Source organism: Pseudomonas sp. UMAB-08 (assembly GCF_900095225.1).
Lineage (GTDB): Bacteria > Pseudomonadota > Gammaproteobacteria > Pseudomonadales > Pseudomonadaceae > Aquipseudomonas.
Genome location: NZ_LT607415.1, coordinates 308,176 through 322,701, shown reverse-complemented (window position 1 = coordinate 322,701; position 14,526 = coordinate 308,176). Strand labels below are relative to the sequence as shown.

13 protein-coding genes are annotated in these 14,526 nt (G+C 59.4%); 8 read left to right on the top strand and 5 right to left on the bottom strand.

What is annotated here, in order from left to right; genetic code table 11:
- Positions 1-6: 6 nt before the first annotated feature.
- The 3 genes from hppD to glcC all read right to left on the bottom strand — a co-directional run bounded on the left by hppD (position 7) and on the right by glcC (position 2,757).
- The gene (gene hppD / locus K0F75_RS04580) at positions 7-1,083 is read right to left on the bottom strand and encodes a 4-hydroxyphenylpyruvate dioxygenase (protein ID WP_219060661.1); all 1,077 of its coding nucleotides are present in this window, start codon (positions 1,081-1,083) and stop codon (positions 7-9) included.
- Between the two features lie 145 nt (positions 1,084-1,228).
- Positions 1,229-1,861 carry a maleylacetoacetate isomerase gene (gene maiA, locus K0F75_RS04575; RefSeq protein WP_219060660.1) on the bottom strand — a complete coding sequence of 211 codons (633 nt, stop codon included), beginning with the start codon at positions 1,859-1,861 and terminating at the stop codon, positions 1,229-1,231.
- Between the two features lie 128 nt (positions 1,862-1,989).
- Positions 1,990-2,757 (bottom strand): transcriptional regulator GlcC, encoded by a 768-nt coding sequence (gene glcC, locus K0F75_RS04570; protein WP_219060659.1) that lies wholly within the window; start codon positions 2,755-2,757, stop codon positions 1,990-1,992.
- A gap of 233 nt (positions 2,758-2,990) precedes the next feature.
- On the opposite strand from glcC, the gene glcD reads away from it, so the two are divergent.
- The 5 genes from glcD to K0F75_RS04545 are packed head-to-tail and all read left to right on the top strand — an operon-like array spanning position 2,991 to position 9,478.
- Positions 2,991-4,490, top strand: a complete 1,500-nt coding sequence (glcD, locus tag K0F75_RS04565; protein ID WP_219060658.1) for a glycolate oxidase subunit GlcD — start codon at positions 2,991-2,993, stop codon at positions 4,488-4,490.
- Positions 4,490-5,560, top strand: a complete 1,071-nt coding sequence (gene glcE / locus K0F75_RS04560; RefSeq protein WP_219060657.1) for a glycolate oxidase subunit GlcE — start codon at positions 4,490-4,492, stop codon at positions 5,558-5,560. The genes glcD and glcE overlap by 1 nt, the downstream gene beginning before the upstream one ends.
- Positions 5,561-5,563: 3 nt before the next feature.
- Positions 5,564-6,781 carry a glycolate oxidase subunit GlcF gene (glcF, locus tag K0F75_RS04555; RefSeq protein WP_219060656.1) on the top strand — a complete coding sequence of 406 codons (1,218 nt, stop codon included), beginning with the start codon at positions 5,564-5,566 and terminating at the stop codon, positions 6,779-6,781.
- Between the two features lie 54 nt (positions 6,782-6,835).
- Positions 6,836-7,243, top strand: coding sequence for a heme-binding protein (locus tag K0F75_RS04550; RefSeq protein ID WP_219060655.1), 408 nt, complete (start codon positions 6,836-6,838; stop codon positions 7,241-7,243).
- 54 nt (positions 7,244-7,297) lie between these two features.
- Complete coding sequence (locus tag K0F75_RS04545; RefSeq protein ID WP_219060654.1) at positions 7,298-9,478, top strand: malate synthase G; 2,181 nt, start codon at positions 7,298-7,300, stop codon at positions 9,476-9,478.
- A gap of 79 nt (positions 9,479-9,557) precedes the next feature.
- On the opposite strand, the gene K0F75_RS04540 is transcribed toward K0F75_RS04545, so the two are convergent.
- Positions 9,558-10,574: a LacI family DNA-binding transcriptional regulator gene (locus K0F75_RS04540; protein WP_219060653.1), complete on the bottom strand. Its 1,017-nt coding sequence runs from the start codon at positions 10,572-10,574 to the stop codon at positions 9,558-9,560.
- Between the two features lie 257 nt (positions 10,575-10,831).
- On the opposite strand from K0F75_RS04540, the gene K0F75_RS04535 reads away from it, so the two are divergent.
- From K0F75_RS04535 to csrA, 3 genes are all read left to right on the top strand, one after another.
- Positions 10,832-11,326, top strand: a complete 495-nt coding sequence (locus K0F75_RS04535; protein WP_219060852.1) for a gluconokinase — start codon at positions 10,832-10,834, stop codon at positions 11,324-11,326.
- Positions 11,327-11,429: 103 nt separating this feature from the next.
- On the top strand, positions 11,430-12,782 hold the full coding sequence (locus K0F75_RS04530) for a GntP family permease (protein ID WP_219060652.1): 1,353 nt from the start codon (positions 11,430-11,432) through the stop codon (positions 12,780-12,782).
- A gap of 450 nt (positions 12,783-13,232) precedes the next feature.
- Entirely contained in the window at positions 13,233-13,421 is a 189-nt protein-coding gene (gene csrA / locus K0F75_RS04525) for a carbon storage regulator CsrA (RefSeq protein ID WP_219060851.1), read from the top strand.
- Between the two features lie 179 nt (positions 13,422-13,600).
- On the opposite strand, the gene K0F75_RS04520 is transcribed toward csrA, so the two are convergent.
- Positions 13,601-14,524, bottom strand: a complete 924-nt coding sequence (locus K0F75_RS04520) for a LysR family transcriptional regulator (RefSeq protein ID WP_219060651.1) — start codon at positions 14,522-14,524, stop codon at positions 13,601-13,603.
- Positions 14,525-14,526 lie beyond the last annotated feature (2 nt).

Genomic DNA, 14,526 nt, shown 5'->3' with positions numbered 1-14,526 from the left:
GGTGCCTTACTCGGCCTTCAACACACCGCGTCGCACCTGATCGCGCTCGATGGATTCGAACAGCGCCTTGAAGTTGCCTTCGCCGAAACCATCATCGCCCTTGCGCTGGATGAACTCGAAGAACACCGGCCCCATCAGGGTTTCCGAGAATATCTGCAGCAACAGCCGACGCTCGCCGCCATCCGATGAGCCATCCAGCAGGATGCCCCGGGTTTGCAGTTCATTCAGCGGCTCGCCGTGGTTCGGCAGGCGTCCTTCGAGCATCTCGTAATACGTCTCCGGCGGCGCGGTCATGAAGCGCATGCCGAGGGCTTTCAAGGCATCCCAGGTCTTGATCAAGTCATCGGTGAAGAACGCGACGTGTTGAATACCTTCGCCGTTGAACTTCATCAAAAACTCTTCGATCTGGCCCGCGCCTTTGGACGACTCCTCGTTCAGCGGGATGCGGATCATGCCGTCCGGAGCGGTCATGGCTTTGGAGGTCAGGCCGGTGTATTCGCCCTTGATGTCGAAATAGCGAATTTCTCGAAAGTTGAACAGCTTCTCGTAGAAGTTCGCCCAATACGCCATGCGACCGCGATAGACGTTGTGGGTCAAGTGGTCGATGAACTTCAGGCCCGCCCCCACCGGATGACGCTCCACGCCTTCGATGAAATTGAAGTCGATGTCATAGATCGACGTGCCCTCACCAAACCGGTCGATCAGGTACAGCGGCGCACCGCCAATGCCCTTGATTGCCGGCAGACGCAGCTCCATCGGGCCAGTGGCGATTTCAACCGGTTGCGCGCCCAGCTCCAGCGCACGGTTGTAGGCTTTTTGCGCATCCTTGACCCGAAACGCCATACCGCACACCGACGGGCCGTGCTCAGCCGCGAAGTAGGAGGCGACGCTGTGGGGCTCGCAGTTGAGGATGAGATTGATCTCACCCTGACGATAGAGCGACACGTTCTTGGAGCGGTGATTGGCAACTTTGGTGAAACCCATGATCTGGAACACGGGTTCAAGGACGTTCGGGGTCGGCGAGGCGAATTCGATGAATTCAAAGCCCATCAGGCCCATCGGATTTTCGTAGAGATCAGCCATGGTCTGGCTCCTTGCAAATAGAGAGTGGGAAGCACGCAGCGAACATCACTCTCCAGCGGGAGGAGCACAGGAAATCCCTCGCACACTGCGGGCGAGGAAGTCTCCAAAGATCAGTTGTAAGCCCAGTATTTTCATGTTGAATGGATCACTCTGGCTTGTCGGGTTGCGCATCGGGATGCGCGCATTGGAAAGCCGGATGTTGCAGCGCCAGGTGTTCGACCCGGCAAATTTTTGGATACGGGGTCAGATCGACATTGAAACGACGGGCCGCATAGATTTGCGGCAACAGGTAAGCGTCCGCCAGTCCTGGCTCGCCGAAACAGAACCCCTGCTCACCGATCAGCGCCTCGACTGCGCTGAAGCCTTCAGTAATCCAGTGACCGATCCAGGCGGCAACGTCAGCCTCTTCACACTTTAGACCCCGCAACCGGTTCAGCACCGACACGTTGTGCAGCGGATGGATGTCGCAACCGATCAGCGCCGCGACAGCCCGCTGCTGCGCTCGCTCGATCAGATCCACGGGTAACAGAGGCGGCTGTGGATAGCGCTCTTCCAGGTACTCGATGATTGCCGACGACTGGATGATTATCTCGCCCGTTTCCACCCGCAATGCAGGCACCCTGCCCTGTGGATCGATGGCCTTGTATTCAGGCTTGCGCTGCTCGCCACCGTCGCGAATCAGATTCACCGGGATCGCATTGAACGCCAGCCCCTTGAAGGCCAGCACGATACGCACCCGGTAACTTGAGGTTGAGCGGTAGTACGTAAATAGATCCACGGGGGCCTGCCTGTTTCATCGCACGTTCTCCGTTAATGATAGCCATCGGAGACGTGTCTGCTTGTTATATTCGTAATTGCGTTACGCAATGCGTAAATTGCGGCAGATACCCTTCGATGTCAAGTCGCTCATGCCCAACCCTCAAGCCGCAACGTGGAGCGCACCAGACGCTGCTCTTCGTTTTCGATTTCCTTGAGGTTCTCGCAAATGCTCTGGATATGGGCAATGGCGGCCTTGCGCGCCTGTTCCGGCAAGCGGCCGGTGACGGCGTTGTACAGGCGCGCGTGTTGCCGGTCGATCTGGCGTTTTTGCGGTTCGCGGTGATACAGGTTGTTGACCGAGGCAAACACAGTATTGAGCAGCAGATCGGTCAACGAACGCAGGGTTTGCACCAGCACCGGATTGTGCGACGCCTCGCAGATCGCCAGGTGGAAGGCATGGTCCAGTCGCGCATGACCTGAGGCGTCGAGCGGTTGGTCGTGGGCGGCGATCAACGCTTCATAGCTGCGGGTGATCAGCACAAAGTCGGCATCGGTACCGCGCAAGGCTGCCAACCGCGCGGACTCCCCTTCCAGCAGGCTGCGCACTTCGAACAAGTCGTAAAGGGTACGCGGCTGCGAGCCGAACAGGTGCATCAAGGGCGACGTGGCGGTGTGGCTCGACAGTTGAGCGACGAACGAGCCCTTGCCCTGTTCGGTCTCGATGATGCCTCTGGCCCGCAACAGTTTCAGGCCCTCACGCAAGGCGGTGCGGGACACGCCGAGTTTTTCCGTGAGGCGCCGTTCGGACGGCAAAATCTGTCCGGTTTTCAACACGCCATCGACGATCAAACGCTCGATGCGCTCACACACAACATCGGCGACCTGCGGTGCGCGCGTCGAAGCAGTGCTAGCCATGCAACCTCCACTGGTATGACCAGCTATAAATACTCAACCAAGAATGCTCAACAATAATTTCAAGCTATTGAAAAATAAGTGTTTTTAAAAAAATCAGCAATCACCTAGAAAAAACAACTGGTTCGACCAGACTTATAAGTCATGGACAGTAAAGCCTCAGCGGCCAATCATGCAAGACAGTCAAGGCCGTAAATCGGTCTTCAATAACAACAACTCAGGGTTGTCAGCCCACCATGAACATTCTGTACGACGAACGTGTCGACGGTGTATTGCCTCTCGTTGATAAAGCCCAACTGTTCCTGGCCCTGCGCGAGCACTTGCCCGATCTGGACATCCTCCATCGCGAAGAAGAGCTCAAGCCTTATGAGTGCGATGGTCTTTCCGCCTATCGCACCACGCCAATGCTGGTGGTATTGCCCCAGCGCATCGAACAGGTAGAAACCCTGCTCAAGCTGTGCCACGAGCGCAAGGTTCCCGTGGTCGCCCGTGGCGCGGGTACTGGTTTGTCGGGTGGCGCCCTGCCGCTGGAAAAAGGCGTGCTGCTGGTCATGGCCCGCTTTAACCAGATTCTGCAGATCGACCCGGCCGCGCGCGTGGCCCGTGTGCAACCCGGCGTGCGCAATCTGGCGATCTCCCAGGCCGCCGCACCCTATGACCTCTATTACGCACCGGACCCGTCCTCGCAGATCGCCTGCTCCATCGGCGGCAATGTCGCCGAGAACGCCGGTGGCGTGCATTGCCTGAAGTACGGCCTGACCGTGCACAACCTGCTCAAGGTGGACATTCTCACGGTCGAAGGCGAACGCATGACCCTCGGCTCCGACGCCCTGGACTCACCTGGCTTCGACCTGCTGGCGCTGTTCACCGGTTCCGAAGGCATGCTCGGCATCATCACTGAAGTCACGGTCAAATTGCTGCCCAAGCCGCAGGTCGCCAAAGTGTTGCTGGCCGCCTTCGACTCGGTGGAAAAAGCCGGGCGCGCAGTGGGTGACATCATTGCCGAGGGCATCATCCCCGGCGGGCTGGAGATGATGGACAACCTGGCAATTCGCGCCGCCGAAGACTTTATTCACGCAGGCTACCCGGTGGACGCCGAAGCCATTCTGCTGTGCGAACTGGACGGCGTCGAAGCCGATGTCCACGACGATTGCGACCGGGTTCGTGCCGTGCTGGAAAGAGCAGGTGCAACCGAAGTGCGTCTGGCCCGCGATGAAGCCGAACGTGTCAGGTTCTGGGCCGGGCGCAAGAACGCCTTCCCGGCGGTCGGGCGCCTGTCGCCGGATTATTACTGCATGGACGGCACCATCCCGCGCCGAGCATTGCCGGGGGTGCTCAAGGGCATCACGGCGCTGGCCGAGGAATACGGACTGCGTGTAGCCAACGTCTTCCACGCGGGTGACGGCAACATGCACCCGCTGATTCTATTCGACGCCAACCAGCCCGGCGAACTGGACCGCGCTGAAGCCCTGGGGGGCAAAATCCTCGAACTGTGCGTCAAGGTCGGTGGCAGCATCACCGGCGAACACGGGGTCGGCCGCGAGAAAATCAATCAGATGTGTGCCCAGTTCAACAGCGACGAACTGACCTTGTTTCATGCGGTGAAAGCGGCGTTTGACCCAAGCGGCTTGCTCAACCCTGGCAAGAATATTCCGACCCTGCATCGCTGCGCCGAATTCGGTGCCATGCACGTGCATTTAGGGCAATTGCCCTTCCCTGAACTGGAGCGTTTCTGATGCCTGCCCAACAGAATGTCGACGCCAGCGCCGCGTTGCTGGAACAGGTCAATCAGGCACTGCAAAACGCCACACCCCTGCGTATTCAGGGGGGCAACAGCAAGGCGTTCCTGGGACGCGAGGTCGCTGGCGAAATCATCGACACCCGCGCCCATCGTGGCATCGTCACCTATGACCCGACTGAGCTGGTGATCACCGCCCGCGCCGGTACGCCATTAAGCGAACTGTGTGCAGCGCTCGAAGCGGCTGGGCAAATGCTGGCGTGCGAGCCGCCGTCGTTCGGTGACGCCGACGAAGCCACAGTCGGCGGCATGGTCGCTGCCGGAGTATCCGGGCCTCGTCGGCCCTGGTCAGGCTCGGTGCGTGATTTTGTTCTGGGCACACGGGTCATCACCGGCCTCGGCAAGCACCTGCGCTTCGGTGGCGAAGTGATGAAAAACGTGGCCGGTTACGACCTGTCCCGGTTGTTGGTTGGCAGCTATGGCTGCCTCGGCCTACTCACCGAAGTGTCGCTCAAAGTTCTGCCTAAGCCGCGCCAATGCATCAGCATTGCTCTGGAAATGAACACTGAGCTTGCGCTGCAAAAACTCGCCGAATGGGGCCAGCAGCCGTTGCCGATCAGCGGCGCCAGCCATGATGGCCACGTGCTGCGTCTGCGCCTGGAAGGCGGTGAAGGTTCAGTATCTGCCGCCCATGATCGCCTCGGAGGTGAGCTGCTCGACCCGACTTACTGGCGCGAACTGAATGAACAGCGCCTTGGTTTTTTCGACGAGGGTCAGCCGCTGTGGCGTCTGTCGCTACCCAACAACACCGGCACCCTCGCCTTGCCCGGCGAGCAGTTGATCGATTGGGGCGGCGCCCAGCGCTGGCTGAAATCCGATGCGGAGGCTGAAGCCATTCGCGCCATTGTCAGCGAAGTCGGCGGCCACGCGACCTGCTACAGCCATGGCGTCAGCGACAGCCCGTTCCAGCCGCTGGGCAGCCCATTGCTGCGCTATCACCGCCAACTAAAGGCACAACTCGACCCGAAGGGGATTTTCAACCCGGGCCGAATGTACGCAGAGATCTAAGCCATGCAGACCACGTTGAGTGAACATGCCAAACGCCTGCCGCGTGCCGAAGAGGCCGAAAGCATCCTGCGCACCTGTGTGCATTGCGGATTCTGCAACGCCACCTGCCCGACCTATCAGTTGCTGGGTGATGAACTGGACGGCCCACGCGGGCGCATTTATCTGATCAAGCAAGTGCTTGAAGGCCACCACGTTACCGAAAAAACCCAGCTGCACCTGGACCGCTGCCTGTCCTGCCGCAACTGCGAGACCACCTGCCCCTCCGGCGTCGATTACCACAACCTGCTGGACATCGGCCGTGCCGTGGTGGATGACGCCGTTCCTCGTCCACTGGGCGAGCGCCTGTTACGTCAGGGTTTGCGTGCGGTGGTGCCAAATCCGACGCTGTTCAAGACGCTGGTTCAACTCGGCCAGGCCTTTCGTCCCCTGCTGCCTGAATCACTCGCCATCAAGTTGCCTCGCGTGGTGCACCCGGCCAAGGCGCGACCGACCCAACAGCATGCGCGGCGTGTATTGATGCTCGAAGGGTGCGTACAGCCTGGACTGTCACCCAATACCAACGCCGCCACAGCGCGCGTACTGGATCGCTTGGGGATCAGTGTTACTCCGATCAGCCAGGCCGGTTGCTGCGGCGCAGTGGATTACCATTTGAATGCACAGGAGGCAGGCCTGAACCGCGCCCGTCGCAATATCGACGCCTGGTGGCCAAGCATTGAAAGCGGCGCCGAAGCCATCGTCCAGACCGCCAGCGGCTGTGGCGCGTTCGTCAAGGATTATGGGCACCTGCTCAAAGACGATCCGGCCTACGCTGCCAAGGCGCAACGGGTCAGCGCCTTGACCCGTGACCTGGTGGAAGTGCTACGCGATGAGCCCCTGGAAAAGCTCGGGGTCGAAAGTGACCTGCGTCTGGCGTTCCATTGCCCTTGCACTTTGCAGCACGCACAAAAGCTCGGTGGCGCAGTCGAAAGCGTGCTCACCCGGCTAGGCTTCAACCTCACCGCAGTACCCGACGGCCATCTATGCTGCGGCTCGGCAGGCACCTATTCACTGACCCAACCCGAGCTGTCGCGACAACTGCGCGACAACAAGATGAATGCGCTGGAGAGCGGCAAGCCACAGGTGATTGTCACCGCCAACATCGGCTGCCAGACCCATTTGGACAGCGCTGGCCGGACCCCGGTCAGGCACTGGATCGAACTGGTCGAAGAAGCGCTGCACTAATCGACTGCATAATTTTTTATTACAGCCCCTATTGCTGCCCTATTGGAGAGCCACATGAAAACCAAAGCCATTTTGAGCCAGACCGAAGTCAGCCAGATCCTCGCCGCCGCTCGCGCTGAAGCGCAGAAAAACAACTGGGCAGTGTCCATCGCGGTGGTCGATGACGGCGGCCATCCATTGGCCCTGGAGCGTCTGGACGGCTGCGCACCGATTGGCGCCTACATCGCCACCGAAAAAGCCCGCACCTCAGCGCTGGGCCGTCGCGAATCCAAGGGGTATGAAGACATGGTCAATGGCGGGCGCAGTGCCTTCCTGTCCGCCCCTCTGCTGACCTCCCTCGAAGGCGGCGTGCCGGTGATTGTCGATGGTCAGGTGATTGGCGCCGTGGGTGTGTCCGGGGTCAAGGCTGATCAGGATGCACAGATTGCAAAAGCCGGCGCTGAGAGTCTGAACGGCAAGTAAGCCAAATAGACCGCCTTTGCGAATACCTTCGCTCCCACGATTGGAGACCCCGAGATGACTGATTTCGTTAACTGCCAGCGCCTGAAAGTAGCTGCCAACCTGCAACGTTTTGTCGATGAGGACGTGCTGCCGGGCACGGGTCTGGACCGTGATGCGTTCTGGACCGGCTTCGATGCCCTGGTACACGAACTTGCACCCCTGAACCGTGCCCTGCTTGCCGAACGTGATCGGTTGCAGACTGAGCTGGACACCTGGCACCGCGCTCATCCCGGCCCGGTGAGCAACATGCAGGCTTATCGCGCGTTCCTCCAGTCAATCGGCTACCTGCAACCGCAGCCGGCCAACGTGCAAGCCAGCACCGCCAACGTCGACATCGAGATCAGCAGCCAAGCCGGCCCGCAATTGGTGGTGCCTGCGGTGAATGCCCGCTACGCCCTGAACGCCGCGAACGCCCGCTGGGGCTCGCTGTATGACGCGCTGTATGGCACCGATGCCATCGCTGAAACCGAAGGTGCGGAAAAAGGCGCGGGCTACAACCCTGTGCGCGGTGCCAAAGTCGTGGCCTTCGCCCGTGCCTTTCTCGACGAAGCAGCACCGCTGGCCAATGGCTCGCATGTCGATGCAAAAAGCTACCGCATAGACGGCGACCAATTGCTGATCACCTTGACCGACGGCATCCAGACTCGACTCAAGCAGCAAGAAAAATACGTTGGCTACCAGGGCCAGGCACTGCAACCGACCGCCATCCTCCTGAAGAACAATGGCCTGCATGTCGAAATCCAGATCGACGCCAACAGCACCATCGGCCGCACCGACGCCGCCGGGGTGAAAGACTTGCTGATGGAAGCAGCCGTGTCGACCATCATCGACTGCGAGGATTCGGTCGCCGCCGTGGACGCCGATGACAAGGTGTCGGTCTACCGCAACTGGCTAGGCCTGATGAAGGGCGACCTGACCGAGGACCTCGAGAAAGGCGGCAAAACCATCACCCGTCGCCTCAACGCCGACCGCGAATACACCGCTGCCGACGGCAGCACGCTCACCCTGCACGGTCGCTCGTTGTTGTTCATACGCAATGTCGGCCACTTGATGACCAACCCGGCGATTGTCGACGGCGAAGGCCACCAGATCCCGGAAGGTATTCTCGATGGCGTGATCACCAGCCTGATTGCTGTGCATGACCTGGCCCGGCGTGGCAATTCGCGCACCGGCAGCGTGTACATCGTCAAACCGAAAATGCACGGTCCGGCCGAGGTCGCGTTTGCCGAGCAGTTGTTCAGCCGCATCGAAGACCTCCTCAAGCTGCCGCGCAACACCCTGAAAATGGGGATCATGGATGAAGAGCGACGCACCAGCGTCAACCTCAAGGCCTGCATTGGTGCGGCGTCGGCGCGGGTTGCCTTCATCAACACGGGCTTCCTCGACCGCACAGGCGACGAGATGCACAGCTCGATGGAAGCTGGCGCGATGCTGCGCAAAGGCGAAATGAAAAACACGCCGTGGATCAAAGCCTACGAACGCAGCAACGTGCTGGTGGGCCTGGCGTGCGGTCTGCGTGGTCGAGCTCAGATCGGCAAGGGCATGTGGGCGATGCCAGACTTGATGGCCGACATGCTCGAGCAGAAAATCGGTCATCCCAAGGCCGGTGCAAACACCGCATGGGTGCCCTCACCGACTGCGGCCACTTTGCACGCGCTGCATTATCACAAGGTCGATGTACGGGCGATTCAGGAGGAGCTGGAACAGGTCGACCTGGCCAGTGCCAGCGAGCAAATCCTTGACGACCTGCTGACGATTCCTGTCTCGGCCGACGCCAAGTGGACTGCCGGGCAGGTTCGCGAGGAAGTTGAAAACAACGCTCAAGGCCTGCTGGGCTATGTGGTGCGTTGGGTCGAACAAGGCGTGGGCTGCTCCAAGGTGCCGGACATTCATAACGTCGGCCTGATGGAAGATCGAGCAACGCTGCGGATTTCCAGTCAACACATCGCCAACTGGTTACGCCACGGCGTGATCGATAAAGCGCAAACGCTGGAAACCCTGCAGCGTATGGCGGCGGTCGTCGATCAGCAAAACGCCGGGGACCCGCTGTATCGGCCGATGGCCGCCGACTTCGACGCCTCCATCGCCTTCCAGGCGGCTTGCGCACTGGTGTTCAAAGGGTGTGCACAACCGAGCGGCTATACCGAACCGTTGCTGCATGAGTTCCGGTTGGCGTTTAAAAAACAGCAGGGCTAGGGCAAACCATGTGGGGAGCGAATGAGTTCGCTCCCCCCATGATTGAAAACAGCCGATATTTTTCAGTGGGGCTTTGGCGTCACGTACTTTCCCGCATCACCAATTCAAACCCCAGGTCCACCTGCGGCACCTGCGCAACCCCTTCCATCAACCCGAGCAACAGCTGCGCGGCCCGTTGACCGACGGCTTCGCGTGGCGTGCGGATCGACGTCAGGCGCGGGACCATGTGCGCAGAACCGGGCAGGTCGTTGAAACCGATCAGCGCCACGCGTTCGGGAATGGCAATACCCCGCCTCAGGGCTTCCAGGGTCGCCCCTTGGGCCAAGTCATCGTTGCAGAAAAAAACCGCATCAACGTCCGGATGGGTCTCCATCAATTGCGCAAACAACTCACCGCCCAGACCAATGGACGAAGGCAGCGGCGACATCACTTCGAGTGCCGGCTCATGGAGTCCAGCCTCGCGCAGGACACGCCGAAAACCTTCGCCGCGCTGCAACACCCGGGGATCGAGTTGCGCCGCAATGTAGGCCAGGCGCCGACGACCGCGCCCCAGCAGATGCCTGGCCGCTTCAGCACCGGCTTGCTCCTGAGAGAACCCCACGCAATAAGCACCCCGCGCCGGATCAAGCTCCATCATGTGCACGCAGGGTACGCCGCTGGCGGCCAGTAACTGGCGCACGGCAGGCGTGTGATCGAAACCGGTCAACAACAGCCCCCGCGGCCGATTGGCCAGGTAGGTGCGCAATAAGTTCTCTTCCTCGACGGGCGAGTAGTGATAGTTGCCGATCACCACTTCCAGGCCACGCGTGCGCAATACGCCTTGAATCGCTTCCAGGGTTTCAATAAACAACTGGTTGGTCAGCGACGGCACCAGCACCACCACCGTCTGGCTTTGCGATGAGGCCAATGCGCGAGCGGCCGGGTTAGCGACATACCCCAGGCTCTGTGCGGCAGCCCGGACTTTTTCTACCAGCTCTGGCGCGACTGTGGCGATACCGCGTAGCGCCCTGGAAGCGGTAATCGGTGAAACAGCGGCAAGCCGCGCAACTTCATTTAGGGTCGGACGACCCGTGGAGCGGGAACCAATGCGTGTCATGTGCTGCCAATAACTCAGAGGGGTTGCCAAAGATGGCGAATGCGCTCTAAGGTAGCGCTGTCTCACGGAACCTCGCAACGCTTTATTCGTACTTAACGGTCACGAGCAACGTATGCATGGTTCGATGATTGACCGATTAGCCCATAACAATGACAAGAACTGGAAACAGCCTGGCCGGCCTTTTGTTCAAGCCGACAAAGACAGCGCTGTCTCTCGCTGAGGTAATTATGAATACTGCTATTTCCGCCCTCGTCGTAATGGGTGTCGCCGGATGCGGCAAAAGCGTCATCGGCGCCGCCATCGCCCTGCGCAGCGACGGTCGACTCATCGAAGGTGACGCCTTCCACTCTGCCGCCAACATCGAAAAGATGAGCGCTGGCATCCCCCTCAATGATGAAGACCGTGCCGGTTGGCTCGTCCGCCTGGGCGAAGAAATGGCCACCGCATTGCGTAACGGTGAGCGTCCGATTGTCACCTGTTCTGCGCTCAAACTCAGCTATCGCGAAAAGCTTCGCGAGGCGGTGCCGGGGCTGGGTTTTATATTTCTCGAACTGAGCAAGGAACTGGCAATCGAGCGCTGTGAACACCGCCCGGGGCATTTCATGCCGGCGAGCTTGGTGGACAGCCAGTTCGCGACGCTCGAACCCCCTTATGGCGAACCGTTGACGCTGGTGGTGGATGCGACCCTCCCCGTCGATACGCTGGGAGAACGAGCCGCCGCCTGGTGGAAAGCTTCGTGGCCACGAAAATAAAGGCGTGAACGCAAAAGATAGCGCTGTCTTGCACCCTGCAAACGGAATTGAACGCCACACTCATCAGTAGCTCCAAAAAACAAAGACAACTGGAGACGCACCTATGTTCGGCATGACCCAAGAGACGTACCTGCTCGTCGATGCACTGGTGACCATCATCGGCCTTGTGCTGCTGATCACCCGCTTTAAAGTTCACCCTTTCGTCGCGCTGACCATCGCCTCGGGCTTTTTGGGCCTGACCTCAGGTATGCCGGTGGACAAGGTTATGAAGTCGTTCCAGGACGGCTTCGGCGGCGTTCTCGGCTTCGTCGGCATCCTCTTGGCGCTGGGCACCATGCTCGGCAAATTGATGGCTGACTCAGGCGGCGCCGACCAGATCGCGCGCACCCTGGTCCGGCTGTTCGGCAAGGACCGTGTGCACTGGGCGATGATGTTTTCAGCGTTCCTGGTGGGCATCCCGCTGTTCTTCGAAATCGGCTTCGTCCTGTTGATCCCGCTGGTATTCATCGTGGCTCGACGGACCGGATTATCGATTGTCAAAATCGGTATTCCTCTGCTGGCAGGGCTGTCCGCGGTGCACGGGCTGGTCCCGCCGCATCCGGGTCCGCTGCTGGCGATTGGCGTCTTTAATGCCGACATTGGTAAAACCATTTTCTACGGTCTGATCGTCGCACTGCCCACCGCGATGATCGCCGGGCCGATCTACGGCAAGTGGATTTCACGCTACATTCCTGGCACTCCGTCAAAAGAATTGATGGACCAGATCGCACAGGAGTCGACAACCGAAAATCTGCCGGGCTTCGGCATCACGCTGGTCACGATCCTGCTGCCGGTGTTTCTGATGCTGCTCAAAACCCTGGCCGACATCGTGCTGCCGGACACCAGCATTATCCGGGTCTGGATGGACCTGATCGGTCACCCGATCACCGCCCTCCTCGCCGCCTTGTTGCTGGCGTTCTACACGTTTGGTGCCGCGCGCGGTTTCTCCCGCCAGCAGATTATGAAGCTGCTTGATCAGAGCCTGGCGCCTGTCGCGGCCATCGTCATGATCGTCGGCGCGGGCGGTGGTTTTAAACAAATGCTGGTCGCCAGCGGCGTGGGTGATGTAATTGGCCACATGGCGGTCCGTGCGGAAATTTCGCCGATCCTGCTGGCGTGGCTGGTCGCTGCGGTAATCCGCATTGCGACGGGCTCCGCAACAGTCGCAACCATCACCGGCGCAGGTATCGTCGCGCCAGTAGTGGCCATGATCCCTGGGGTGAACCGCGAACTGCTGGTGCTCGCAACGGGTGCAGGTTCGCTGATCCTGTCGCACGTGAACGATGCGGGCTTCTGGCTGGTGAAGCAGTACTTCAACATGACCGTCGCCGAAACCTTCAAAACCTGGACCGCGATGGAAACCATTCTGTCGGTGGTCGGATTGATCTTCATTCTATTGTTGTCACTGGTGGTTTGACTGCCCCATCTATCGCGAACGGATTCGCGATAGACCTGCATTGAAACGGGCAACCTCTCTCATGTACGGGCTGAGCGAGCCACGTGACTGGCAATGGCCTGCCTTGAATTCTTGACGGCCTCTAAAACGGCCTTGGGCAACAATAGCGCCACACTATAAAGACCTTTAAGCGCCGCTGGCTTTTTGCGCTCTTTGCCACTCTTTTCACCACAATAGTCAGCAATCGTTGGCGTTTGAGGGATAATGATCAGACGCGCAAGCACCAAGCAGGTGCACTATTCGTCTACTTGCGGGGCGACTCGATGCCAGATGTGCGTTTCAAGGGAATTAAATTTGCACTTATGACGTCTTAGGGATGGACGCATTCGGATGTACTCGGCAACAATCACACCCAAGGCACACGCCAGCCTCTTGGCAGAGGCGCTTCAAGAGGCCATCAAGGAAAAGATCATGTTGATACTCACCCGAAAAGTAGGCGAAAGCATAAACATTGGTGACGACATCACCGTTACGATTCTTGGCGTTCAGGGCCTTCAGGTCCGGCTAGGTATCAATGCTCCAAAAAATGTTTCTGTGCATCGTGAAGAAATTTACAAACGTATCCAGGCCGAGATCGCACCCCACCAAGACCCCCAATGAATTCGAAAGTGCATCCCCGCTCCTGAGCACTCTGCCCTCTTTGGGCAGAGCCGCTGTCCGGCGTCGTGATGACGCCGTTTTTTTACTTTTCTCCCCCCGCGATTAATGATCACTCTCGGATACGTGTGTCTGTGAAAACAAGCACGTCCGGCTTTTTCCGTGCGGCTGGCGATCAGCTGTCAAGGCGAGCGCTCCGGGGTTGCAAAACGAATCAGCCGCTCGCCGAGTTTCACCTTCGCCCAGGCGATGAACGCTCGCGAACGAATCGACACCCGCCGCGATGGCAAATAAACGAGCGAAACCGGTAATGGTTCGGGCTGGTAATTAATCAGCACTCTTTCCAGTTGCCCGGCATCTATCAGGTCCTGGACCTGGTAGGACAGAAAAAAACCGATCCCCAACCCACTGAGACAGGCAGAGATAGCCGTGTCTCCGTTATTAGTGGTCATGCGGACATTGGTTATTTTCACCGACAATGGCTTGCCGTTCTCTTGCAGCATCAACTGGGTCCCCCCGAGCACTCCGGCAAGGCAAATGAAGGGCGCACCGTTGAGGTCATCCGGCGTCTTGATGGTCCGAAGCTCAGCCAGTAATGCAGGGCTGGCACACAGATAACGGCGCACTTGCCCCACGCGAGACACCACCAGATCCGGGGCGGTAACGTGGCCGATCCGCACCGCAACGTCGATCCCTTCTTCCAGCAAGTCAGTCACCCGGTCGATCAGGCTCAAGTTCACTGTCACCTTGGGGTAGCGAGCCATGAACCCGTTGAGTACCGGGGCCACGTGATGACGACCGAACAGCACCGGGGCCGTAATCGACAAGGGACCGCTGGGTTCACTCTCCTTGTCGCGAAACACATCCTCGATATCGCCGATTTCCCGAATCACCGTGCGACAGACGTCGGCGTACAGCTTGCCCTCCTCCGTGATCCGCACGTGTCGGGTGGTGCGCTCGAACAGGCGCACACCCAAGTGCTGCTCCGTGGAGGCCAATACCCGGACCACCGTCGGCAGCGAGACATCGAGCTTTTCCGAGGCAGCCGTGAGGCTGCCATGCTCGATTATCGCCAACACCACGCGCATCGCTTGAACCGTGTCCATCA

Excerpts from the sequence above, each read along its gene's own strand:
- K0F75_RS04535 (WP_219060852.1), top strand. The coding sequence starts at position 10,832 with ATGGGTGTCGCCGGATGCGGCAAAAGCGTCATCGGCGCCGCCATCGCC.
- K0F75_RS04520 (WP_219060651.1), bottom strand. The coding sequence starts at position 14,524 with ATGGACACGGTTCAAGCGATGCGCGTGGTGTTGGCGATAATCGAGCAT.
- glcD (WP_219060658.1), top strand. The coding sequence starts at position 2,991 with ATGAACATTCTGTACGACGAACGTGTCGACGGTGTATTGCCTCTCGTT.
- K0F75_RS04540 (WP_219060653.1), bottom strand. The coding sequence starts at position 10,574 with ATGACACGCATTGGTTCCCGCTCCACGGGTCGTCCGACCCTAAATGAA.
- K0F75_RS04530 (WP_219060652.1), top strand. The coding sequence starts at position 11,430 with ATGTTCGGCATGACCCAAGAGACGTACCTGCTCGTCGATGCACTGGTG.
- glcE (WP_219060657.1), top strand. The coding sequence starts at position 4,490 with ATGCCTGCCCAACAGAATGTCGACGCCAGCGCCGCGTTGCTGGAACAG.
- K0F75_RS04545 (WP_219060654.1), top strand. The coding sequence starts at position 7,298 with ATGACTGATTTCGTTAACTGCCAGCGCCTGAAAGTAGCTGCCAACCTG.
- glcC (WP_219060659.1), bottom strand. The coding sequence starts at position 2,757 with ATGGCTAGCACTGCTTCGACGCGCGCACCGCAGGTCGCCGATGTTGTG.
- csrA (WP_219060851.1), top strand. The coding sequence starts at position 13,233 with ATGTTGATACTCACCCGAAAAGTAGGCGAAAGCATAAACATTGGTGAC.
- hppD (WP_219060661.1), bottom strand. The coding sequence starts at position 1,083 with ATGGCTGATCTCTACGAAAATCCGATGGGCCTGATGGGCTTTGAATTC.
- glcF (WP_219060656.1), top strand. The coding sequence starts at position 5,564 with ATGCAGACCACGTTGAGTGAACATGCCAAACGCCTGCCGCGTGCCGAA.
- K0F75_RS04550 (WP_219060655.1), top strand. The coding sequence starts at position 6,836 with ATGAAAACCAAAGCCATTTTGAGCCAGACCGAAGTCAGCCAGATCCTC.